This is a genomic window from Gilliamella sp. B3783 (genome assembly GCF_026536125.1).
Lineage (GTDB): Bacteria > Pseudomonadota > Gammaproteobacteria > Enterobacterales > Orbaceae > Gilliamella.
In genome coordinates, this window is record NZ_JAFNOU010000010.1 from 67,045 (window position 1) to 91,890 (window position 24,846).

Consider the following 24,846-nt stretch of genomic DNA (forward strand, 5'->3'; position numbering starts at 1 on the left):
CATCTGTTATCAGATTTTATGTAATAGGTAATTATAGATTATTTAAAAATTCATCTTTAGCAATTGTTTTACCATTCACTAAAACCTCATCTTTATCTTTAGAAAAATCTATGTCAGAGAATACACCTTTAGTGTTGCCGTTATTAAATACGAATGCATCAGAACCACTTAAGAACATTTTTGCCATGATTTGAACTGTTTGATTAGCTTTAGATAGTTGATCTGGCGTGACTTCGTTGCTTTTCGGGTTATCCATTTGTGCAGCAAAACGCGCCATAACATCAAATGGTGCATGTAGGCTAAATTGCAAAGCATTAATATTATCAATATCACTGATGGTTAAATCATCACTGTCAACACCAGAAATATCAATATTTGCGGTCATATTAATATCGCCACTAGCATTGTGAAAATTAAACTTATTTAATGTTACCTTAGTATTAACTGGATTGCTAGAAGCGTCACTGTTGTAACTATAAGATTCATTTATATTTGAAAAAATGAATCTTTTATCAACACCTTTAAAATCCAGATCTAACAGGGTTGAGCCTAAGTTTTGTTGACCTAAAATGATAGAACCAATTGTTGATTTTGTTGAACCATCGACAGTATTGGTTGAGTTAACTACAGATTTTTGCTTGAAATCAAATTTTTGCAGTTCAACTTGTGACATTATATTTGAATATTTGCCAGTTGGTATAAAGGTAAATTTATCAAACGTTGTTTCGATATCCATATTAACATCATTCGAATCAATGACACCTTTGCTATTGACATTACTGACTTCAACATTGCCCTGTATATCAAAATCATCCATAATAGTTTTAAAGTTATCAAAGCTAATCTCGTAATTTATCTTGCCTTTTTCACTATTTGGTTGTGCTGATAATTTTAATTTATTTAATGAAATTGAACTTTTATCATTTAATTGATAAACAAATTTGTCTAAATTGGCCGTACTTTTAATGCTTGATGCATCACTATTACTTTCAAATGTGTAGTTTCCTTCAGAAAGATCGAGTTTACCGTCAAGCCCATCCCATTGGGCATTTGTCATGGTAATGGCTTTATTTGCCAATGCAACAGTCAAATATTGACCATAACTTACACCCGCATGCCCTGTAATCAGTGGCTTGTTACCAGCAAGTTTCCAAAGCTCAGGGTAAGCCTGTTCGGTCATGGTATAATCTATCCAAGCCATCTGCGGTGTTAAACAACCTTTGCTTAGGGCGGCAATTGGGAAAGGACCATGGTGGATGGTAATATCATCGTTAAATAAATTGATGCTATCATTAGGGGAATCGATAGGCGATAGGGTAATGGTTAAATGCATTTTTGTTGAAAAAATATGCTTTTCATAATTGCTGTAAGCAAATTTTACGGTAAAGTCATCTTGATATTTATTGGCAATTTCTGTTATTTGCTCTAACTTACTATCGATGTTAGTTTCAATGATATTACCTGTATACCATGCTGTGCCAACGTATCCAATTCCTAATATTGCAATAATACCAACTGCCAGTGTGCTTTTTTTCATTATATTTCTCTTTTAAATTAATTATGAATTATGTTGTTAAGCTTGATGTTTAGCAAAATCAACCAATAAATTTTTAATATATTCAATACGTTCAAGACGTTGTAATTCTGATTTCAACAATTTTAATCGATTTGTGCCTTCTAGGCGATAATTTTTTGGCGCTTTTTGAATCATTTCTATTAAATAATCGACCGAAATTTTATTGTTAGCGCCAAACTCGATGAAACCGCCTTTTTCACCCAATTCAATTTTAGTAATGCCAAGTTGGCTTGCATGATGACGAATTTTAGTAATGTCTAATAAAAACAAAACAGCATCGGGTAATTGACCAAAGCGATCGCGCATTTCCACTTGAATATCGGTTAACTCATCTAAATCATCGACACTTGCGATACGTTTATACAGGGATAGACGTGTGTTAACATCGGGAATAAAATCATCAGGAATTAATGTTGGTAAGCGTAATTCTATCTCGGTTTGTTGATTATTCAGTAAAGATTCAAGTGTTGGTTCTTTACCTTCTTTTAATGATTTAACGGCATCTTCAAGCAATTCGATATACAAATTAAAGCCAATGGTCTCAATTTGCCCACTTTGATCACTGCCGAGCAATTCACCGGCACCACGAATCTCAAGATCGTGCGTTGCGAGGGCAAAACCTGCACCTAAATCTTCTAATGTGGCGATAGCGTCAAGCCGTTTTTTAGCATCTTTACTGAGTAATTTAGGGTGCGGCGTTAACAGATAAGCGTAAGCTTGATGGTAAGAACGCCCAACGCGTCCGCGCAGTTGGTGTAATTGTGCCAGACCAAATTTATCTGCCCGTTCAATGATAATGGTATTGGCGTTGGGAATATCAATACCTGTTTCGACAATAGTTGTGCAGACTAGAAGATTAAATCGTTGATGATGAAAATCATTCATTATTCTTTCAAGATCGCGTTCATGCATCTGTCCATGACCAATTGCAATTCGCGCTTCCGGTACCAGTTCGGCTAGTTTTTCAGCAACAGCTTCAATATCTGATACATCATTATGCAAATAGTAGATCTGACCACCACGTAAAATTTCTCGTAAAATGGCTTCACGAATAACTAAATCGTCGTATTCCCGGACAAACGTTTTTACAGCTAAACGGCGCGCTGGTGGCGTTGCAATAATCGAGAGATCGCGCATACCACTCATTGCCATGTTAAGCGTTCTAGGAATTGGCGTTGCGGTCAATGTTAAAATATCAATATTGGCTCGCATAGCCTTGATCCGCTCTTTTTGTCGAACCCCAAACCGATGCTCTTCATCAACAATAAGTAAGCCTAAATCTTTCCATTTCACGTCTTCTTGCAGTAATTTATGTGTGCCGATGACAATATCTACTTTGCCTTCAGCCAGTGCTTGAATTACCGCTTGTTGCTGTTTTGCTGTTTTAAAGCGGGATAAACTTTCAATACGTATTGGCCAATTGGCAAAACGATCGCAAAAATTTTCGTAGTGTTGCTGTGCTAATAGCGTTGTTGGCACTAAAACAGCGGCTTGTTTATGATTGATTACCGCTAAAAAAGCCGCTCGAATGGCAACTTCGGTTTTGCCAAATCCTACATCCCCACATACCAATCTGTCCATAGCATAAGGGGAGCACATATCACCAATAACAGCACCAATGGCATTTTGTTGATCTTCCGTTTCTTGATAAGGAAAAGCTTCGCAAAAGAGTTTATATTGTTCACGATCTTGTTTAAATTCAAAACCAGGTTTGCTTTCACGCTCAGCATAGATATCGAGTAATTCAGCTGCCACATCGCGGACTTTTTCAGCCGCTTTTTGCCGTGCTTTACTCCACGCATCGGTACCCAGTTTATTTAAGGGCGCGTTTTCTTCATCGCCGCCTGAATAACGACTAATTAGATTCAGCGACGAAACAGGTACATAAAGTTTAGTCTCGTTAGCATAGAGTAAAATTAGATATTCTGCTGTAATACCACCGGTTTCAAGTGTGGTTAATCCTGCATATCGCCCAACCCCATGTTCTAAATGTACCACAGGTTTACCCGGTGTTAATTCAGCTAAACTACGAATTAAAGAATCAGTATTGATTGATTGTTTCGACTCTTTTTTACGGCGGATAATTCGTCGTCCTAGCAATTCGTTTTCAGTAATAAACGCAAAATTGTGCTGTAAATCTATAAACCCTTGTTCACTTGCGCCAACGATGACACAAAAGCGATCATTTATATTGTCTAGTTGATCTAATTGGGTAATTGTTGTGGGATAAATACGTAGCCGGCCAAGTATTTCTTGAAGCGCTTCTTTACGTCCTTCTGATTCGACCGAAAATATAATTTTACCCGCAAACTCTTTATTAAATTGTTCAAAATGAAAATAAGGATCTTTATGTTGAATTTGTATTGCAACATCAGGCAATGCACTAAAAGGTAAGTTAATATTTTTAGTTGATTGACTCAAGGCTTCGTTTGCTACAATAAGTCGCGGGTAATGTTTAAATTGCGCAAATATTTCATCGGTTTTAGACCAAATAACCGAGGGTGATAATAGTGGACGCATTGGATCAACTTGGCGACTTTCGTATCGCTGATTAATGTCTTGCCAATATTTATTGGCAAACTGTTCAATATTTGCCGTATTAATAATCAAAGTATTATCTAAAAAATATGAAAACAGCGGCACCAGCGGCTCATTAAAGAATAACGCTTGCCAATATTCAATACCTGTTGGTAGGATGTTTTTACTGACTTGCTGATAAATGCTTTCTGGCTCAAGTCTTACTGCAAATTGTTCACGCCATTGACTACGAAATAGCTCAATAGCTGCTTTATCAAATGGAAATTCATGTGCAGGTAGCAGTTGAATTTGCTCAATTTCTTCAAAAGTGCGTTGGCTTTCAACATCAAAAGTCCGAATGCTATCAATTTCATCATCAAAAAAATCAATACGATAAGGTTTATCACTGCCCATTGGAAAAATATCAAATAATGCGCCGCGTGTGGCATATTCACCATGTTCCATTACTTGACTTACTGAGCGATAACCCGCATTTTCTAATTGTAAACGTAGGTGTTCACGGCTTATCTGTAGACCTTTTTTCATCATGAATACATGCCCACCTAAAAAGCTTTGCGGGCAAACTTTTTGCATTAATGTATTAATTGGTAAGATCAGAGCACCTTTGGTTAAATGACCAAGGTGATATAAGCAAGATAAGCGTGCCGATACAATGTCTTGATGTGGGGAAAAACTGTCATAAGGTAAGGTTTCCCAATCTGGGAAAAAAATAGACGGAAAGGGCGAAAATTGTTTTAGTTCTTCGTGTATGCGTGAGGTTTGCTGCATATCATCGGTAATAATCACCACTAATCCGTTATGAGCTTGAATTGCTTGCGCACAAAATAGTGATAAAGCTGAGCCAACTAGTTGACCACAGTGTTTTATGTCCCCAGGTTTTTGTGGAATAAGTGTTGATAGATTGATTGTTTTAGGCATAGGAATTTTTTTTGATATCAAAAAAAGTTATCGAAGGATTATAGCGTAATTACGTGGTTGTTTTCTATAACTGTTTAATCCTGTATGATAAGCAAATTCTACTTAACGAGTAAACTTTATTAAAAGTTTTAGGTAATATAAACGTTTATGTCAAAAATATTTCGCCCATTAGTTTTTTATATTGGCTTACGCTATGTTTATGGTCAAAAAACAGATGGCTTTGGTCGTTTTGTCTCGTGGTTATCGATGATAGGGATTATGCTAGGTTCGATTGGCTTAATTGTCGTGTTGTCGGTAATGAATGGGCTTGAAAATCAAATGCAAAATAGTATTTTGAAATTTTTTCCTCAAGCACAAATTACTTCAACGCAAGGTCGAATCGATCCTAATCTTACACCAAGTACGCTTTTTAATAGCATTAAGGGCGTCAATCGAATCACACCATTAGTGACTGGCGATGTAATATTACAAAGTGAACAAAGTATTACCGTAAGCACATTAATGGGCATTACAGCGGAAGATGAAGATCCTATCAATGATTATATTTATAGTGGCTCGATAGCTGATCTACAAGCTGGGCAATATAACGTAATTTTAGGGCAAACATTAGCAAATCAATTAGGGGTGACAGTCGGTGATAAAATTCGTTTAATGGTCACCGATGCCAGCCAAATTACCCCAGTAGGGCGCATCCCTTCTCAGCGTTTATTCAATATTGTTGGGTTATTTTCGGTCAATCATGATATCAATCAAGCGCTAATTTATATTAACCAATCCGATGCAAGAAATCTGTTACGTTATCCCGCTAATATGATTACAAGCTGGCGTCTATTTTTAGATAACCCTCTTAATATCGCAGCGGTAATAAATACGCCTTTACCCGATGGTTTGATATTTAATGATTGGCGTGCCAAACGCGGGGAGTTATTTCAGGCTATAAAAATGGAAAAGAATGTGATGGGCTTATTGATAAGCTTAATTGTTATTGTCGCTGCATTTAATATCATCACTTCGTTAAGTTTATTAGTGATGGAAAAACAAGGTGAAGTTGCAATCCTGAAAACTCAAGGATTATCACGATTTAAAATTATGCTGATTTTTATTATTCAAGGTGCCAGTTCGGGCGTGATGGGGACTTTATTAGGCAGTATTATTGGTCTAATTCTTGCTTTGAATTTAAATGAACTTATGCAAGTTTTGGGATTATCATTTGCAGGTATTGAGTTACCTTCGTTGGTTGAACCATCACAAATTATATTTATTATTATTGGATTGCTTATGTTATCGCTAATTTCAACTATCTATCCTGCTTATCGTGCAGCCAATATTCAACCTGCCGAGGCTTTACGTTATGAATAATTCAGAAAGACTACTTTGCGCTAAAAATCTTTATAAAACCTATAAAGAAGGCAAAATGGTGACCGAAGTGTTAAAAAATGTATCATTTGATATCTATCGTAGTGATATGTTAGCTATTATTGGAAGCTCAGGATCGGGGAAAAGTACACTTTTACATTTACTTGGTGGCTTAGATAAACCAACATCTGGCGAAATCTTATTTAAATCACAACAACTTAATCAATTGTCTGAAGTGCAAAAAGCGCATTTACGTAACCAAGAAATTGGTTTTGTTTATCAGTTTCATCACCTTTTACCCGATTTTACTGCACTTGAAAATGTGGCGATGCCGTTATTAATTGGCGGTGTTTCAGCTAACGAAGCTAAAAAACGGGCAATGGCAATGTTAGAATCGGTTAACTTGGTGAAGCGGGCAGATCATCGACCGGCTGAACTTTCGGGTGGGGAACGCCAACGAGTCGCTATTGGTCGCGCATTAATCAATAATCCTGCATTAGTGATGGCTGATGAACCAACAGGAAATCTGGATAAATCAACTGCCGATACTATTTTTGATTTGTTAATTCGTTTAAATCGTGAACATGGCACCGCTTTTTTAGTTGTCACGCATGATTTAAGTTTGGCAAAAAAATTAGATAAACAGTTAACTATGAGCGATGGGCAATTGTTGAGTAATTGTGAGTCAGACAAACCGTTACTGGAAAATTAACTATGAATTTATCATTATTGACGGCTATTAAATTTCGAAAAGGTCGTCGTAAAAGTGGCATGTTATCTTTAATTTCGATTATCTCAACCCTGAGTATTGCTATTGGCATTGCTGCTTTAATAATTGGTTTAAGTGCGATGAATGGCTTTGAACGCGAATTACATAATCGTGTTTTATCCGTTGTTCCGCATGGACAATTATATCCACAATATGGCAATTTAGAACAATGGCGTCAGGTGCAAAAGGAGTTAAAAGAAAATAAGAATATTGTTTCAGCAGTGCCTTTTGTCAATTTTACTGGTTTGATTGAAAATGGTAGCAAACTTGGGGCGGTTGAAGTGCAAGGTATCGATCCTGAACAAGAAAGCCAAACAAGTGCGCTGCCTAAATTTGTATTGAATAACAAATGGCAAGAATTTAAATCTGATAGTCAACAGGTGATTATTGGTGCAGGATTAGCCAAAACATTATCAATTAAAGAGGGCAGCTGGGTTTCGTTATTGCTTCCAGTATCAACCAATGGCTCAACTCAACTTAAACAACCAAAGCGCGTACGTTTACACGTTGTTGGTATTTTAGATTTGAGTGGTAGCTTAAGTAACAATGTGGCTTTAGTGCCTCTAGCTGATGCACAAAAGTTGCTAGACATGGGTGACAGTGTCACGGGTGTTATGGTTAATGTCGATAAAGTATTCGATGCAAGCCGTATTATTGCTCAAGCTGCATTGGGTTTGGATATGAATTTGTCTTTTAATAGTTGGGAAAACTCATTTGGCTTTATGTACCGAGATATTCAGATGATAAGACAAATCATGTATTTGGCGATGATTGTGGTTATTGGCGTTGCTTGTTTTAATATTGTATCTACACTTGTTATTGCTGTGAAAGATAAACAACGTGATATTGCTATACTTAAAACGCTTGGTGCAACCAATGGTCTGATCAAACATATTTTTATTTGGTATGGCATTATTTCTGGATTGATTGGGAGTTTAATGGGCGTAATATTAGGTGTTGTAATTGCATGGCAATTAACAAATATTATGAAAGTAGTCGAATCACTGATGGGACATAAAATTTTAAATAGCCATATCTATTTTGTCGATTTTTTACCCTCAGAAATTCATTTTACCGATGTCACAATAGTATTTGTTACAGCCATGTTATTAAGCTTAGTTGCAAGTTATTATCCTGCTAAGCGAGCTTGTAAAGTTGATCCAGCTCGTATTTTAAATAGTTTTTAGCGATATATTTTCATTACAAAAGCGCGGTATGAATTGATTCATTCGCGCTTTTTTTCAGTCATTTTTATGATATAGAACCAGATATTTGTAAAATAACTCTTCATATGGGGTTAATTCATAGACCAATAAAACGAATATAGCCGCTATAATTACAAGTAAAGTTAAAAGCAGTATCATGCCTAATTTACTTGGATAATGGGCCAATTTAAGACAAGTAAAGAAAGCAAAGCTTATGATAAATCCGCTAATCGCGCCCGCTACATGGGCAATATTATTAATAGACGGTAACAATCCCAGTCCTGCGGTTAAGACTAAACTAATTAAGATAGCTTTGATTGGCATCTCTTCGAAATTAGTTTTAAATACTAAACTATAAGCTAATAGTGAGGTAATAACACCAATAATGGCGCCCGACGCACCGCAGCTAACCACATGTTGATAAAGTAAAAAAAAGTCACTGATTAAGTTACCAAACAAACCGGAAAACAAGTAGATGCCAATATACACAAAAGCTGGTATGCGTTTTTCTAAAATAGGGCCTACGCTCCATAAGGCAAGCATGTTCATTACTAAATGTGTCAAATCAGCATGCACAAACATACTGGTAAATAAGCGCCAATATTCATGGTAAAATAAGGTTAATTCCGCATTATCTGCTCCCCAAAGAATAAGAAATTGTTCATCAGTCATATAGGTTAATGTAGTGAAACCTAATAATCGTGATACCACAAAATAACCCACATTTAACATTATTAAAACATTTGTGATTTTAGCTTGTGATGTAAGTATTTTTAATACATTGACTATGCGCATTAAAAAAAGATCCTTTATAACAGTAGGGAATAATAAGCAGTGATGAAAATCAGGACAATCGCTTACCAAGTATAATTAAGTCACGTTTGATCCCATCCAGCTCTGCAATATTAGGAAATAGCCCCCATTGTTGATACTGCATTTTTTTAAACAACGCTAAGCTTGGAATATTATGACCAAAGATATAACTCATAATAGCGGTTATTCCTACTTTTTGAGCAAATTCCTCAATGTGCTCAACGGCTTTTTGCCCAATTTGTTGACCACGAAAATCTTGATGGATATAAAGGCTAATTTCGACTGTTTTATTATAGGCGGGTCGTCCATAAAAGGATGACAAACTAACCCAACCGCATGGTTGATTATGGTATTGAATTAACCAAAGCGGACGGTTTTGAGGGTTATGTTGTTCAAACCAAGCCACTTTGCTTTGTACTGAAACAGTTTCAGTATCGGCAGTGACCATGCGGCTAGCAATGGTTGAATTGTAGACATCAACGATAAAAGGTAAATCAGCTAAAGTGGCATCGCGGTAGGTGATCATATTTTCAATTATTAAAAACTATTTTCACATCATTGTAATGAGATTATCTATATCAAGCAACTAGTGAATTGTACTAATCTATACTGAAAAAATGAACAAAAATACTTTTCAAGATGATTGCTTACAACAAAGAGTTTCGCAGTAAATAATCGTTATATAACGATTAAATTGTTTATATTTTTTAGTCAACAGAACAACCAGTCAAAAAATTCAATAGCCATTTTCGCAAAATAATATTATTTTATGGAAAATATTTTGATTTTTTACAAAAAAGACAATTAAAATCTAAATAAAATAGTAATAAGGAAAAAATAATGAAAAAACAGGTAAAAGAACCCTATATTGCTTTTGATCCTGAACAGGCAACATTTTTATTCGATCGCCATTTTAAATTACAATCACGCGATGAAATCCTCCCCAAAATTGCTAAAATGATTCACCACATGTTTCTCCCTAAAAAAAGGTTTTTATGTTTAGGTGGATCGATCGTTGCTTTTATCCTCATTGTTTTAATCACGGCAACATTTGGTCTGCCAATGAAAATGATGACTAGTGTGGCATTTATTATTATGCTCTTTGGAATTGGTATGGTGTTCTCTTTAATTAGTCATTATATTGCAGTCTTTACCGAAATAAGACGATTAAAAAAACTTTACAAAAATGCACAATGGCCATGTGAGTCATACTGTGCTTTTTATGAAGAAGGCTTCTATTATAAAGCAATGGACATGGAAGGGGTTTTCTACTGGGAGGACTTTATGTGTATTATGGTAACGCATGAAGTACTCTCCTTCAACTTTTGCCCAGCCGAAACACCAAAAGGCAAAGAAATGAAAAAATTCTACCCGCGCTTAGATACCTTTTACATGTTCATTCATGGCGATCGACAAATACTCGAATTGATGATAATCCTTAGCCAACAAATTGGTGATCTGGTTGAGTTTAGGTAGACATGGGGGATTTTGGGTTAGCCTAGCTTTTGGACGTAATTATCGTTATGAAAAAACATTAAACTATTTACGTCCGAAATTCTACCTAATCCAAATTTATGCGAGTTTTTAACCCTTTTTTTTGACCTTGTTTTAAATCAAATAAAATCAATAAATTACAAATTCATCAAAAAAAAGGGTTTGAACCACCCAAAACACTATTTACCTTTGCCCAAACAAAGTTTATAGTAATCAACACGCTAGTTCACTGCCGTGTAGGTAGTTTAGAAATAAACCGCCCAAAGATCTAACTATTGTTGAGCGTTCACTGCCGTGTAGGTAGTTTAGAAACTTGCCAATTTCTTTAGTATGTTGTTGTAAGTGTTCACTGCCGTGTAGGTAGTTTAGAAAATAACTGTAGCAGAGTTATCATTTATTTGTCTGTTCACTGCCGTGTAGGTAGTTTAGAAATGAATGCGGCCAAAAAGCCGTTATAACCAAAAGTTCACTGCCGTGTAGGTAGTTAAACAGACTAAAAGCTTACTCAAAAATTCAATGACAGGCGTGCGTTGTTGTATAGCGTTCCTAAAATGACAGAATCTTATTAAAAGATCTAAAATTTTCACTCACCAATACAAAAATAAAAATGGATAAATAATCCGTTGGGTTTATTAAAGTTAATATTTACGCAATGATAAAGTGCCGACAACCGCGCGCGGTGTATGCCAAATAGGGATGGTTGGCAACACGACTTTGTTAGCAACAAATCAGTGAACCACACGAAACGAAGACCAAGGCACCTTGCAGACCTCTTTCTAGCACTGTGTGGGCGAAAATTTTTACGGAAAAAATTTGCACTGATGGTGGACTCGAAGCGGTAAGTCTCTTAGATGATACAGGTAACTTCGGGGATTTTGCACAAATCTCCCAATTCGGGCGTTTTTACTGAAAAGAAAAATCAGCCAATTATTAGCGCCCCAGAAATTAAGAATTAAAGAAACGAATTTCTTAATAAATAGAAACAATTCTTTCTTAGATGTTGAAGTAAAGTGGGCATTTTAGTATAAACCTCAACATCGCCAAACCATTAATGTCCTAAATCATAAAATATAGTAACATAACATTTTCAGAATGTTATTTCTCTATCACCACTCTACCACGTGTTATATCACTAATATTTTTTTGTAATATTGTGATTTTATCTTGGGTGATTGCGAAACTAACTTTTACGCCTTCGGCGTCAAAATCTTGATGTTCGATAATGGCATCAAGTTCTTTAAGGCGATTTTCAATAATCGGCCATTCGTTATAGTAGCAGTGAAATTGTAGAGGAATACGGGTTATGAGTTCGATCAACTGGGCTTGTTGTAAGCAGTGGCTGGCGCTGCCACCGTAAGCACGAATTAATCCACCTGTACCTAATTTTATGCCACCAAAATAGCGCGTAACCACTACCACGACTTGATCACAATCCTGTCCTTCAATTGCTGATAGAATTGGGCGACCTGCGGTGCTGGTGGGTTCGCCATCGTCATTAAAGCGGTAGTGTTGACCGATTTTCCATGCCCAGCAGTTGTGTGTAGCATTAATATCGCTAACTTGTTCAATAAATTGGCTTGCCTGATCGGCAGTGGTGACGGGCGCAGCATTGACGATAAAACGGCTTTTTTTTATTTCTTCAGTCAATTCAACTGGATTTGTTAATGTATATCGCATACTAATTCTGTTAAAATCACTTTATTGCCGATAATAATACCCAGCAGAATAAAAATGTCTATCAATTTAGCACAATTAAAGCAATCCCAGCAACGCTTAGCCAATCAGGTAAAATTGGTTGATGATTTTAATCCCGCAATAAAGTTAGTGGGGGGGACCGATGTTGGATTTGAAGATGATGGTAATGTCACGCGAGCAGCTATTGTCATTTTAACTTATCCTGATTTTAAAGTAGTTGAGTATCATATTGCACGCTTAAAAACTGAATTTCCTTATATTCCCGGTTATTTATCGTTTCGTGAATATCCCGCTTTACTTAGCGCTTGGCAGCAAGTGAAGCATAAACCGGATCTTTTGTTGGTCGATGGTCAGGGTGTTGCGCATCCAAGGCGTTTGGGTATTGCCAGCCATTTAGGATTATTGTTAGATATGCCAACTATTGGTGTGGCAAAAAAACGCCTATGTGGTCAATTTTCGCCGATCGCTAAAATAGCAGGTCAAGTTACCCCATTAGTTGATAAGCAACAACAAATTGGTTGGGTGTTACAAAGTAAAAATAATTGTAATCCACTATTCATCTCATCTGGTCATCGTGTTAGCCAAGATAGTGCGTTAAAATGGGTTAATCTATGTTTACGTGGTTATCGTTTGCCTGAACCGACGCGTTGGGCTGATGCTATTGCTTCGAATAAACCGTTATTCAAAAAGAGTCTTGATGCCAAATAATCATTTATCACTCAAAAAAGGTGGTTTTACCTTTAAACATTTTTTTGTCGCTCATGATAAAAGCCCAATGAAAGTCACAACCGATAGTTGTTTATTAGGCGCCTGGGCACCGATTACACATGCACCTAAACAGGTACTTGATATTGGCACGGGTTGTGGTGTGATTGCTTTAATGTTAGCCGCGCGCCTTATTAATCGTGATTGTCAGATTGATGCTATTGATATTGATAAACAGGCTGTAAACCAGTGTCAGCAAAATGCCTTTTCTGCTGATTTTAGCAAGGTTAACGCCATTGAGGGAGATATCAATCAATTTAGAATAGAGTCATCTGGTTGTTATGATCTGATTGTTACCAATCCTCCCTATTTTGAATCTGCCGTTGATTGCCGTGATCGCCAAAGGCAACTGGCTCGCTATACTGAAAGTTTGAGCTATCAACAGCTGCTTGATGTTGTAAAACGGTTATTAAGCATAACGGGTAGGTTTTGTTTGGTTTTGCCTTATCACTTATCCAATCAATTTAAGTTATTAGCAAAGTCTAATCATTTATATTTACAGCAAGAACTCAAAGTTAAGTACTCTGCTAACAAATCCTTTTCTTTGTCATTAATGACTTTTGCTTTTCAGCCTTGTGATGCTGTTTTGGAACAGCATCTTTGTATGCGAGATGAGGATGGGCGCTATTCCGATGATTTTCGAGCTTTATTGGTCGATTTTTATCTGTTTCGAAAATAACGCTTGATAATTCGTTTAATAGCTTTACATATAAAAATATAGAATTGCAGTCATCCCTAATATGACAATAGTTAAGGCATAGATTTTGTCGTGTAAAAAACTAAAAGCTGGGAGTGATCGTTGTTTTCGTGCATAGAGATAAAATAATAAACCTACACTGTATAAAATCATAGAGAGCAATAAGTAAACAATGCCTCCAGCATAAATCAACCAAAATCCATAAATTGAACCAATACTACCAATAAAAATTAAGTCGGTTTTTCGTTGTTTAACCGCCAATTTAAAAACAAATAGCGCCGAAAGTAAGTAGGGGATTAGTACCATTGACGTTGAGAGTTGAATTAGGGTGTTATAGCCAGATTGATAGAAGTGGGCAAGAATGATTAAAACACTAATTAGCGCGGTAGTTAGCCACAATGCATTAACAGGCGTGCCGTTTTTATTGATCTTACCAAAATAACTCGGTACAGTGTGTCTGTTACCATGTCCGGTTAAAAATAGCATTTCGGCTGCAAGTAATAACCAAGAGAGTAACCCACCACTGACCGAAACAATTAAACCAATATTTATAAATGTCGCTCCCCAACTGCCAACCACTCGTTCGATCACCCAAGCCATGGATGGATTTTTCATTTCGGCAAGTTCTTGTTGGGGTACGATTCCTAGCGATAAAACCGAAACACATACTAATAATAGGCTAGTGATTGCAAAGCCGAAAAAGGTTGCTCGGCTAATGCTTAAAATTGTTTTTGCCCGTGACGCATAAACCGTCGCACTTTCGATACCTAAATAAACCCATACCGTGTAAAGCATGGTATGTTTGACCTGATCGATGACCGATCCTAATTGTGGTGTTCCCCAAAAATTGGTGTTAAAGGTATCGATTTTAAATGCAAGAATCACGCAAATAATAAACAAACCAATGGGCACAATTTTAGCCAATGTGACTAAACAATTTAATAAAAATGCGCGATAAATTCCCTTTAAAATAAAAGTATGGACAATCCATAAAAAGACCAAACCACCCATGACAGCAGGCAATGTGGTTCCATTGCCAAAAAAACGCAAACAGTCAAACGAGCCTAATGCACTGAATAAAATGACTAAATAGCTGGCACAAGACATCCAGGCGGATATCCAATATCCCCATGCTGCATTAAAGCCGATATAATCACCAAAACCTTCACGGACATAACCGTATAATCCATCATTGATCTTGTAAAATCGAATCGACAAATATTGAAAGATTCGTGTTAGCATTAACATGCCAATTAAGGTTATTACCCAAGCAATTAAAATCGAACCAGCCCCCGATGCTTCGGCCATATTTTGTGGCAAACTAAAAATACCACTGCCAACAATACTGCCTACCACTAACAAGGTTAGTGGCAAAATACCAAGTTTTGTTTTTGTAGGTGTATTCATGTTGTTATCTTTTTTAAAGGGTTAAAAATAGCGTCATTTAATACATCAACATTAAAATCGTAATGACATACAGCTGACGCCACCGTCAACCTTTCGATATTCAGAGGTATCGACTTCAATGACTTGATAGCCTAATGCTTCGATTTTTGCTTTTGTGATCGGATAACCGGCTGGCATAATGACGCGATCATTAACCCAAATACAGTTAGCGGCATAACTTTCTTGTTCAGGGATCTCAATGATATTAAGGTGTTGAAATTCCGGCTTAGTGATAAATTCGCCTGCTGCAAGTAAATTATTATTTTCCAAATAGGCTAGGCCTGTTTTTAAATGGAGAACCTTTTCTAAAGTGACAACCGATCCTGTCATACCATATTTTTTTAATATGGCAATCATTTGATCGGCACCAGCTTGATTGGTACGCGCCGATAAACCAATATAATAATGATCACCAACCATCATAATATCGCCAGCTTCAACCGTTCCCGGCGCTGTAATGGCTTCGACTTTATTTGGATAAAAACGTTCAATGGTATCGGCAATGATAGTTGTTTCATCTCGTCGACTTTCAGCGCCCGGCCTTGTGATTATTGCACAATGCGGCGTACAAAGTACGGCATCTTCAACAAATACAGAATCAGGAAAACGTTCATCAGCGGGAAGAATGGTGATGTCAACATCGCATTGCTGTAAAGCGCGAATATAATCATTATGTTGATTTAAGGCTTTTTGATAATCGGGTTTACCTAAATTAGCTGACGTTAGCCCATTAATTAGTGATTTAGCGGGTGTTCTGGCAATAATATGACTAAATTTTTTCATTTTCTATTTATTTCCTTTTTAATAATTATGCTTTATTTTTGAATAATAATTCACATTAAGCGCTTAATCAAGTATTAATGTGATTTTTTATGCAATTATTTTATTTGTTTGTCAATAATGAAGTTTACGATTGTGACTTTGACGGGTTTTTTAATGATAGAACGTAACAATTATGTTATTTGAGTGCTTGGTTTTGTGATCCTTAGCTTAGCTTTGCTTTGATAGCATCATTAATCGATCATGGCTAATCATTGTTGGCTAAGGGTATTATAATTGTCATAAAATTATTACGGTTGGTTATCGCAATTGATGTTAACAAATTAATTATATTCTTCTTTTTTAAGCTATTGATATCGTGTTAAATAAGTTATCGCCTTTTTTGATTTTGTCGCCAGTATTGATAAGTGTGTTAAACTATTTGCCTTCCAGTGCGACTGTTTCTTGTCCAATATGAATCAGTAATTTAATACCTAATTTGGATGTTAAATCCATGGCGTGTTTGGTATGAAATAGCTCACATTCTTTACCACCAAAAGGCGCATAAACGATGACTTTAAGTGGCTCAATGACAACACTTTTATCAACAACTTTTTCAGAAAAGATAGTGCCAGGCACTTTGTTAATTGATTCAACTGCCCTCAATTGGTAAATAGATGTCTTATTGGTTGATTGTTTCTAATGTAACAGGGTACGTTTTGAACTATCTCATTGAGTATTTGTTCTGTAGGGGGGTATTAACTAATTTATTATGCATAACAAGGTTATTTTCAACAATTGATATTGCTTTTGATATCTATTCCAATAGCATAATAATCCCTTTGGAATCGATAGCCAGTCCAGAATGTTGCATCGATAAGTGTTTTTTTTGAGCAGGTGCAATAGATAAAAAATTATTTTGATTTTCTACGATAACATTGATGAAAAGATGGGACGCTACAAGTGCAATAGGGCGAAAGTTTCGCCCTACTATAAAGGTGGTTTACTTTCCTTCAAAATCAATGAGTGTAAAACAATTGATTCCAGCTTGAGTTAATTTGGTTTTGCCTTGTAAATCAGGTAAGTTAATAACAAAAGCGGCATCTTGTGCAATTCCACCACATCGTTGTATTAATTTTGCTGTCGCTGCAACTGTGCCACCCGTAGCCAACAGATCATCAATAATCAATACGCGCTCTCCCGATTTGATCGCATCGGAATGAATTTCGAGCGTATCGGTACCATATTCAAGTTGATATTCTTCTTTAAATACATGACGCGGTAGCTTATTTGGTTTTCTAACCGGCACAAAACCAACACCTAAAGCTAATGCAATGGGTGCAGCGAAGATAAAGCCTCGCGCTTCAGTACCCACAACTTTATCGATTTTTTTATCTTTATAATGATCAATTAATAGATCGACAGACGCTTTAAACGCGATAGGATCTTCCAATAAACTGGTAATATCGCGAAATAAAATGCCTTTTTTAGGATAGTCTGGAATAGTGATAATACTGTTTTTAATCAGTGTAAGTTTTTCTTGTATATGAGTCATGTTAGATGTTCTCTACATTTTTCTATAACAATGGCTAATCTTCTATTATATACCTTTGCGCTCAATGCTGGCAATAATCAAAAGGCAATCGTGAAATAATGCCGATAAATATATGTAGATAAACTATTCATTTATTAGTTATGGTGTAGGCAAGATCATTATCTAACTGTCAGAATAGCTGTTGATTTTATTCTGGGTGACTTGGTTTAATCTGCGAAGCTCATATTGTTAATATTATTTATGTAAATGACTTTTTTATGTTCAATGTACCAACGTTTTTTTTTAATCCACCACATCCGACAAGTTTATTATTTGGGACTATTACTCGATGATTAGGTGTAATTATTGATACGCAGTTAAAAAACATTGGCATTTGCAACTGCACCGATAGCACGTGAATTATTCATTGTTTGTAGTTTATAGGTGGTTGATTTTTATTGGGGGCTTGTAAAAATTGTTAAACCGTTTGTTGGATATGTTCATTTATAGCAAGTTTTAAGTCGTCTTAGAAGTTGTTTAAACTCGCCCTCTAACATTGGTTAATCTATGAATTCTTGTAAACAGACATAGAAGTAAGTTGTGTCGTTAGTGGAATATCAAAACAATATCTTGATTATGATGCGGTGAAGCCGCACTTTTCATCATTTTTATGTATAGTCAAAACGACTTGGTAAATAATAAACGTGTATCGAGTGAGTTATTGGTAAAATTTTAATCGGAAGAGTTGCATAGTACCTTATTTATATGATAGAGGCGTTGGTATGTATGAAAACTAATACTGTTATTTATTTTAAATCATCGTGTTAATAACACATTTAAAATTTTTTTGTTATTTTAATTAACTAATTCTAGCACTTCGACAATTTGTTCAGGGGATTGATTTACGTTTTTAGTTGGTCGATATGTTTCCAAGGATAGAACGGGTGTTGAGTATAATGTAGATGTTACGTGAATTTGATATTTTCAAATTTAGGTTTTCGAGCTCGCTAAGTTGCCATATAAAAAACAGCAATATCATATGAATCTTTTTTGCAGTCGTGCTGGGTAATAAGTTTAGATTTGAATCCCGTTTTTGATAAGCCAACTTTAGTTTTTCATGCTTAATCACCAGTGACTGTATTTTTACTAGCATGGTAAAAATAAACTGGTGTTGCCAACCGAAAAATAAATAACTATTTTTTAGAACGTTTTAATAAAATCGCCTCAGATATCGATAAAATTGATTGCTAAATGGCTTAATATCCAATCTAATAGTAAAGTTGAAGTAAATTAACTATTGAAATTAAATCTTTTTAGATGAAATTAATTGATTTAATTTGTCTTATTTATGTTTTTATTTGGATCTAACAGGTTATTAAAAGGAATAATTAGATGAAAAAGTTAACTGCCATTATGGCATTATTGCTTTGCTCAGGACTTGCTCAAGCGCGTACTTATGATGAAATCATCAGCTCAAAAACAATTAGAATTGGTGTGCCTGCTGATTATGCACCACTTGCTTTCTATGATAATCAAAATTCGTTGGTTGGTTTTGATATTGATATGGCAAAAGATTTAGCTAAAAAATTAAATGTTACACCTGAATTTTATATTACAAGCTGGCCCACACTTTCCCAAGATTTAGCTGCTGATAAGTATGATGTTGCAATGGGTGGCGTGACCTACACCAAAGATCGTGCAGCTAATTTTTTACTATCTGACCAAGTCGTTCCTAATGGTAAGATTGCGTTAGCCGCATGTGATATGGCACCTCAATTAGCAAATTTAGACGCCATTAACCAACCTAATGTTAAAGTTGTCGTTAACCCTGGTGGGACCAATGAAAGCTTTGTAAATCAAAATATTCATACTGCACACATCATTCGTGTAAAAAATAATATTGATAATCTTCAAGCGTTACGTGATAAAACCGCTGATATGATGGTGACAGATCTGATCGAAGGTCATTATTATGAAAACAAAGAGCCTAATGTCTTATGTTTAGCGACAGTTAAGCCATTCGAAGGTACCGAAAGTTATAAAGCTTACATGGTACAGTTGAATAATAAAAAATTAATGGATGAAATTAATAATTGGTTACCAAATTCAAATAAAGAACAGCTTGCAATAAAATGGGGTGTCATTACGCATCTTAATTGATCATTAAATTTACTTCTTTCAGTTGATAGCGAAGGTTATAAAAATAAAGTGAAATTCGGCTTTAAAACTCTGTTTTAAGCTGAATAACTTTTTCATTGATTGTGTAATTTTGGCAATATCATTATAGGGGTGATATAAGTATGAATTATCATGATTTTTTAGTTATTGCATTTAAATTATTGGTTGTTTTTATTTGTATAATTTTATTTTTAAAAATAACCGGAAAAACTTCGTTATCTCAAATGTCGAGCATTGATTTTATCGGTAATATGATTTTAGGTGGTATTGCAGGCGGTATTATTTATAATCCTAAATTAACAGTGTTTGATTTTTTAGTGGTGTTGTTGATGTGGACAACTATTATGTATACCTCTAATTATCTGAAGAAAAGAAGTCAAAATGCAAAAGCTTTTATTGTCGGTAATCCAATTATATTAATGGATAAAGGTAAAATTAAGTTAGATGCTTTTGCTGGTGTAAATATTGATTTTGCTAGCTTTGCAGTATTATTAAGGATGAAAAATATTTTTACTATTAATGCTGTTGAAAAAGCAATTCTTGAGCCTAATGGTCAGCTAACTATTGTGAAAAAGGGTGATAAGGATATATCTGTTATTGTTCTTGAAAACGAAAAACCAAATGATGAAGCGTTACAATCGATTGATAAAAATGAAGATTGGTTAAAAGCCAAATTGAACGAGCAAGGCTATACCAGCTATGAAGGATTATATTGCGTTGAATATTATGATAAACATCTATTTATTATTCCCGTTGAATCGGTCAAGCAATAAAAATTAACAATGGTGTTTTTAAACCGAATTTTTTTTGAATAAACCTTAACCTTATTGTGAAAGTTAAGGTATTTTTAACCGATGCTTCTCTAAAATTATAGATAACTATTGATATAACGGTGAGGTATTTAGCGATCGCGTAATAAAACTTTCTACCGAAAACTTATTAAGTGTTGATTGTATTTCTTGTGCTTGCTGCTGCGAGTGACATAAGCTAAATACACAAGCTCCAGTACCTGTCAGTTTGGTCGGCGCAAATTGCGATAGGTAGCTAATAATTTGATGTACTTTAGGATAACGTTTACCGACAATATTTTCGCAATCGTTGCTGAACGCCTCGAATGGTTGAGAAAGCAGTTGCTCAATAGTGCGAACAGGAGTATCACGTTTTAGTCCGGGATCATTAAAGATTTCGACTGTCGAAATCTCAATATTGGGGTAAGTAATTAAATACCAATTTTCTTGATAATCAACAGATTGTAGCTGGTCACCAATTCCCTCAGCAAATGCCGCGTGCCCATAGATAAAAATAGGCACATCTGCGCCAAGCTTTCGTCCTAGAGTAATTAATGTTTCCGTTGGTAAAGCGAGTTGCCATAACTCATTGAGCGCAACTAATACTGTGGCGGCATTTGATGAGGCGCCACCAAGCCCCCCACCCATAGGTATTTTCTTGTTGATGGTAATATCAATGCCTAGATCGAGGCGTTGAGTATAGTTTTTTAAACACTGTGCAGCAATAACGATTAAATTTTTATCATAAGGAACGTTATCAAAAGGCGTTAATAAATTAATTTTATTATCTTTACGCAAGTTAAAAGTGAGGCTGTCGCATAAATCAATAAATTGAAACAACGTTTGTAAATTATGGTAATTATCTGGGCGGCGACCCGTTATATATAAAAATAAATTCAGCTTTGCAGGCGATAACCACTGTTTCATTATGATTACCTACTATCGTAAGATCCAGTTACTAATTTTTAAACGAATAAGCTCATCATTATGATTTAGCTCAATTGACGATGGTAGATCAATTTTTTTATTTCTAAAAGTATACGTTGAGTAACTCGCAATCTTTAACTGCCATTTATTATTATTCTGTATAAATTCAGTCGCGGTTAATCTGCCTGATTTATCTAATTTATCGGCAGAACTATTATTAGAATAACCTTTTAACCAATTATGAAGGGAGTTTAGTGGAATATTAACGTTAGACACCTTACTCATCAAATCTTCGATATTATTGCCATTATAGTTATTACCATCTTTATCAATAAGTTGTGCATAATTAGGTTCTACTTTTAGGCTCAAGATGCTAGTTCCAACAGGTGTGGTCAATTTTATGTCGAAACGATCATCTGATTGTTGGTTAATTAAAAAGCGACCATAACTACGGGTTTTGTTGCTGAAATGAGCAATACTTCCATTAACTTGAAACGTATTTATCTGTTCAAGATCGTGCTGATGATTTTGCCATTGGTTTACAATAGATGTCGAGTTTTGTTGTTGGCTGACTTGGCAAGCAGTCATAAACAAAGATAAAACGATAATAAATAGATAATTGATTTTAGTCATGAATTAGCCCATTAAAATTGCCTAATATAAATTTATTATAACTGAAAATCGTTAGAATAAGAAAAAGTAACTGTAATTAACCTTTATTGTTTTTTTATGTATAATAAAAATAATAAAACGCTTAATAATATCGTTATATCACTCATAATAGAAACAAAGCAATGTCAATTACAATATTAGGTGTTAACCATAAAACTGCACCACTTTCATTAAGGGAAAAAATCGCTTTTCCCAATGAAATTGTGGATAAAGCATTATATAGCCTTTATCAACATCCTTTAGTTGAAGGGTGTGTTATTGTGTCTACGTGTAACCGCACAGAAATCTATTTAAGTTACGAGCATGATACTGATTTTCTAAAATTAAAACAGTCTGTTGAGATTTGGTTAGGTCAATTTCATCATGTTGATATTGCTCAGTATCAAAACGCCATTTATTGGTATGAAGGTCAACAAGCGGTTGAACATTTGATGTCGGTTGCAAGTGGCATCGATTCCATGATTATTGGTGAGCCACAAATTTTAGGACAAGTAAAAGCTGCGTATATGCAGGCGCAAAAAAATCATTGTTTGTCGTTAACATTAGAAAAATTATTTCAAAAAATTTTTCATGTTGCCAAAACCGTTCGTAGTGAAACCAATATTGGTGCTAATACTGCTTCTGTTGCTTATGCTGCTTGTTTAATTGCTAGAAACCTTTTTACTGATACTCCACAATTAAATGTGATGTTAGTTGGGGCAGGAGAGACCATCGAGCTTATTTCTCGGTACTTAAAGCCGCACGGTTTTAATCATGTTATTGTTGCAAATCGTACCCGTGAAAAAGCATTAAAACTTGCCTCGCTAATTGATGCAGAAATTATTTCATTACCAGATATTGCCAATCGACTTAAAGATGTTGATATTGTAATCAGTTCAACGGCAAGCCCTTTACCTATTATTGGTAAAGGCATGGTTGAGCGGACATTGGTAGCAAGAAATAACCGCAAAATGTTATTTATAGACTTAGCTGTTCCTCGTGATGTAGAAGAAGAGATTAATCAACTTAATCATGTTCATCTTTATACCATTGATGATCTCCAAAAAACGGTTGAAAGTAATTTACAGCAGCGCTCAATTGCGGCCAAGCAGGCGCAATATATTATTCAAGAACAAGCTGAACAATTTATCGATTGGCTTAAAGCTAGGCAGGCTGTTAATTTTGTTAAGCAATATCGTACTAATGCCGAACATATTAAGAAAGAATTAGAATATAAAGCACTTAATGCCATTAAGCAAGGTGCCAATATAGATGAAGTCTTTGCTGAATTTTCGCATAAATTGACGAATAAACTTATTCATGCACCAACGCAAACCTTGTTACAAGCAGCGACACATGATTGTGATGATTGCTTTAAAGTATTAAGTAAAGGTTTAGGTTTGAAAGATCATTAATTAATTTCTGATCTTGATTGATAAATATCATCAATCTTCAAATTCGGTTATTATTAGCAAACTAAACTTTGAATTAAATTTTCTTATGATTTTATTGAGATGATCAAATAAAAAGTAACTATTGCTAACAGAGTTAGTAATGGCTGAATTATATTTTGTTAAAAATAATTTTTAATGTCTAACATCTTGATTAAGATAGGAAATATGTTTTTTTGCCTAAACTAATTATATCTTTATTAACAATAAGACCTAACTATTATATTAAATCACTCAATTTTATTTTTATTGTCTATTGCTTCACGGTGTCTTGTAATCGACTTAAACTCGGAGTAGCATTTTCAACATTGTATTGAAAAAAAAATTTTTAATTTTTTAATCATTAAAACGAGATGTTGCTATGAAAATGTGTATTGCTTGTGGCATGCCAATGACAACTATTGGTGATTATCCATTGCACGATATGTCTAAAAATTATTGTAAACACTGTGCACATCAAGATGGTAGTATGAAAACGTTTGACGAAAAATGGCAAGAAGTCACATTACGTTATGCAAAAAATCACAATATAGATTATTCTGTTGCTAAGCAAACCGCTTATATAATCTTAAAAAAACTTCCAGCATGGAAACGTCGGTAATAGTTGGAATTTTAGGCAACTAAAAAAGTTTGCAAGAATAACTGTTGCAGATATTGTAAAGCTTAGTATAATGCCAACGTTTACTTCTTTACACATTAAGTGCCAGTGTGGCGAAATTGGTAGACGCAGCGGATTCAAAATCCGCCGCCCTTAAAAGCGTGTCGGTTCGAGTCCGACCACTGGCACCAAGCTAGCTAACATCGCTCCAGTTAAAAATTGATTTATATTTAAAAACTATTTCGAATAGGTCTATCAATTTGCTTTTTTTATCAATCAACTTTCACAAGTATTAAATCAAATCAAGTACAATATCGAATATACAGACCGGTAGATTGGTTTCAATAATGGCATGCATCGGTAAAATGGCTTTAATGCCTTTATATATTAAGGTTAATAAGCATGACTAGAACGTTACTGACTTAAGTCTATTTTTCTACTTTCTCGCAATTTTAGCTAAATAACGTATAAGCAGAAATTAATAACTTTCATATAGTAATAACATTCCCTATTCATTTACCATTCTTTACAAATAATCGCCGTTAATCGGTAGTTAAATTTTACTAAGGTGCTATACTTTGACCGGTAAATTAATCGTTTAGTTTTTTTGCGCACTAAAATGGAAAAGTGTAAATAAAACATAAATTTGCTTGAAGGATTGCGCATTATGCTTTATAATATAAAGACA

The 24,846-nt window shown here is 35.0% G+C and carries 21 protein-coding genes, 1 tRNA gene and 1 CRISPR repeat array; of the genes, 11 read left to right on the forward strand and 11 right to left on the reverse strand.

Annotated elements, in window-relative coordinates; translation table 11 throughout:
- Positions 1-31: 31 nt before the first annotated feature.
- Together J3U59_RS10630 and mfd are read right to left on the reverse strand one after the other, a co-directional pair.
- A complete protein-coding gene (locus J3U59_RS10630; protein ID WP_267334240.1) occupies positions 32-1,537 on the reverse strand; it encodes a YdgA family protein in 1,506 nt (501 codons plus the stop codon).
- Positions 1,538-1,573: 36 nt separating this feature from the next.
- The gene (gene mfd, locus J3U59_RS10635; RefSeq protein WP_267334241.1) at positions 1,574-5,032 is read right to left on the reverse strand and encodes a transcription-repair coupling factor; all 3,459 of its coding nucleotides are present in this window, start codon (positions 5,030-5,032) and stop codon (positions 1,574-1,576) included.
- Between the two features lie 156 nt (positions 5,033-5,188).
- Here mfd and lolC point away from each other — a divergent pair, with 156 nt between their 5' ends.
- The 3 genes from lolC to lolE are packed head-to-tail and all read left to right on the forward strand — an operon-like array spanning position 5,189 to position 8,344.
- Complete coding sequence (gene lolC, locus J3U59_RS10640) at positions 5,189-6,391, forward strand: lipoprotein-releasing ABC transporter permease subunit LolC (protein ID WP_416379608.1); 1,203 nt, start codon at positions 5,189-5,191, stop codon at positions 6,389-6,391.
- The gene (lolD, locus tag J3U59_RS10645) at positions 6,384-7,100 is read left to right on the forward strand and encodes a lipoprotein-releasing ABC transporter ATP-binding protein LolD (protein WP_267334243.1); all 717 of its coding nucleotides are present in this window, start codon (positions 6,384-6,386) and stop codon (positions 7,098-7,100) included. Before lolC ends, lolD begins: the two co-directional genes overlap by 8 nt.
- 2 nt (positions 7,101-7,102) lie before the next feature.
- On the forward strand, positions 7,103-8,344 hold the full coding sequence (gene lolE / locus J3U59_RS10650) for a lipoprotein-releasing ABC transporter permease subunit LolE (RefSeq protein WP_267334244.1): 1,242 nt from the start codon (positions 7,103-7,105) through the stop codon (positions 8,342-8,344).
- Between the two features lie 54 nt (positions 8,345-8,398).
- Here the strand turns inward: lolE and J3U59_RS10655 are convergent, their stop codons facing one another.
- Both J3U59_RS10655 and J3U59_RS10660 read right to left on the reverse strand, forming a co-directional pair.
- Positions 8,399-9,157 (reverse strand): rhomboid family intramembrane serine protease, encoded by a 759-nt coding sequence (locus tag J3U59_RS10655; RefSeq protein ID WP_267334245.1) that lies wholly within the window; start codon positions 9,155-9,157, stop codon positions 8,399-8,401.
- A gap of 49 nt (positions 9,158-9,206) precedes the next feature.
- Entirely contained in the window at positions 9,207-9,701 is a 495-nt protein-coding gene (locus tag J3U59_RS10660; RefSeq protein WP_267334246.1) for a GNAT family N-acetyltransferase, read from the reverse strand.
- Positions 9,702-10,015: 314 nt separating this feature from the next.
- Between J3U59_RS10660 and J3U59_RS10665 the strand changes: the two genes are divergently transcribed.
- Positions 10,016-10,651 (forward strand): hypothetical protein, encoded by a 636-nt coding sequence (locus J3U59_RS10665; RefSeq protein WP_267334247.1) that lies wholly within the window; start codon positions 10,016-10,018, stop codon positions 10,649-10,651.
- Positions 10,652-10,893: 242 nt separating this feature from the next.
- Positions 10,894-11,161: a CRISPR direct-repeat array (repeat unit 28 nt; unit sequence GTTCACTGCCGTGTAGGTAGTTTAGAAA).
- 603 nt (positions 11,162-11,764) lie between these two features.
- On the opposite strand, the gene J3U59_RS10670 is transcribed toward J3U59_RS10665, so the two are convergent.
- Positions 11,765-12,346 carry an IMPACT family protein gene (locus J3U59_RS10670; protein WP_267334248.1) on the reverse strand — a complete coding sequence of 194 codons (582 nt, stop codon included), beginning with the start codon at positions 12,344-12,346 and terminating at the stop codon, positions 11,765-11,767.
- A gap of 60 nt (positions 12,347-12,406) precedes the next feature.
- Here J3U59_RS10670 and nfi point away from each other — a divergent pair, with 60 nt between their 5' ends.
- On the forward strand, positions 12,407-13,072 hold the full coding sequence (gene nfi, locus J3U59_RS10675; RefSeq protein ID WP_416379609.1) for a deoxyribonuclease V: 666 nt from the start codon (positions 12,407-12,409) through the stop codon (positions 13,070-13,072).
- Entirely contained in the window at positions 13,062-13,808 is a 747-nt protein-coding gene (locus tag J3U59_RS10680; protein WP_267334250.1) for a tRNA1(Val) (adenine(37)-N6)-methyltransferase, read from the forward strand. Before nfi ends, J3U59_RS10680 begins: the two co-directional genes overlap by 11 nt.
- Positions 13,809-13,832: 24 nt before the next feature.
- On the opposite strand, the gene J3U59_RS10685 is transcribed toward J3U59_RS10680, so the two are convergent.
- The 4 genes from J3U59_RS10685 to apt form a co-directional block, all read right to left on the reverse strand.
- Positions 13,833-15,233 (reverse strand): basic amino acid/polyamine antiporter, encoded by a 1,401-nt coding sequence (locus J3U59_RS10685; RefSeq protein ID WP_267334251.1) that lies wholly within the window; start codon positions 15,231-15,233, stop codon positions 13,833-13,835.
- Between the two features lie 51 nt (positions 15,234-15,284).
- Positions 15,285-16,055, reverse strand: a complete 771-nt coding sequence (gene ddaH / locus J3U59_RS10690) for a dimethylargininase (RefSeq protein ID WP_267334252.1) — start codon at positions 16,053-16,055, stop codon at positions 15,285-15,287.
- 414 nt (positions 16,056-16,469) lie between these two features.
- Positions 16,470-16,697, reverse strand: a complete 228-nt coding sequence (locus tag J3U59_RS10695; RefSeq protein ID WP_267334253.1) for a PTS glucose transporter subunit IIA — start codon at positions 16,695-16,697, stop codon at positions 16,470-16,472.
- Between the two features lie 337 nt (positions 16,698-17,034).
- Positions 17,035-17,586, reverse strand: coding sequence for an adenine phosphoribosyltransferase (gene apt / locus J3U59_RS10700; protein WP_267334254.1), 552 nt, complete (start codon positions 17,584-17,586; stop codon positions 17,035-17,037).
- A 1,371-nt stretch (positions 17,587-18,957) separates the two neighbouring features.
- On the opposite strand from apt, the gene J3U59_RS10705 reads away from it, so the two are divergent.
- A complete protein-coding gene (locus tag J3U59_RS10705; protein WP_267334255.1) occupies positions 18,958-19,725 on the forward strand; it encodes a transporter substrate-binding domain-containing protein in 768 nt (255 codons plus the stop codon).
- 140 nt (positions 19,726-19,865) lie between these two features.
- The gene (locus J3U59_RS10710) at positions 19,866-20,516 is read left to right on the forward strand and encodes a DUF421 domain-containing protein (protein ID WP_065634602.1); all 651 of its coding nucleotides are present in this window, start codon (positions 19,866-19,868) and stop codon (positions 20,514-20,516) included.
- Between the two features lie 105 nt (positions 20,517-20,621).
- Here J3U59_RS10710 and ispE read toward each other — a convergent pair whose 3' ends face one another.
- The gene (ispE, locus tag J3U59_RS10715) at positions 20,622-21,461 is read right to left on the reverse strand and encodes a 4-(cytidine 5'-diphospho)-2-C-methyl-D-erythritol kinase (protein ID WP_416379610.1); all 840 of its coding nucleotides are present in this window, start codon (positions 21,459-21,461) and stop codon (positions 20,622-20,624) included.
- A gap of 9 nt (positions 21,462-21,470) precedes the next feature.
- Positions 21,471-22,091 carry a lipoprotein insertase outer membrane protein LolB gene (gene lolB / locus J3U59_RS10720; RefSeq protein WP_267334257.1) on the reverse strand — a complete coding sequence of 207 codons (621 nt, stop codon included), beginning with the start codon at positions 22,089-22,091 and terminating at the stop codon, positions 21,471-21,473.
- A 161-nt stretch (positions 22,092-22,252) separates the two neighbouring features.
- Here lolB and hemA point away from each other — a divergent pair, with 161 nt between their 5' ends.
- The 3 genes from hemA (at position 22,253) to J3U59_RS10735 (ending at position 24,349) form a co-directional block, all read left to right on the forward strand.
- Entirely contained in the window at positions 22,253-23,524 is a 1,272-nt protein-coding gene (gene hemA / locus J3U59_RS10725; protein WP_267334258.1) for a glutamyl-tRNA reductase, read from the forward strand.
- Between the two features lie 397 nt (positions 23,525-23,921).
- Positions 23,922-24,161, forward strand: coding sequence for a zinc ribbon domain-containing protein (locus J3U59_RS10730; protein WP_267334259.1), 240 nt, complete (start codon positions 23,922-23,924; stop codon positions 24,159-24,161).
- Positions 24,162-24,262: 101 nt separating this feature from the next.
- Positions 24,263-24,349, forward strand: a tRNA-Leu gene (locus J3U59_RS10735).
- Positions 24,350-24,846: the final 497 nt, after the last annotated feature.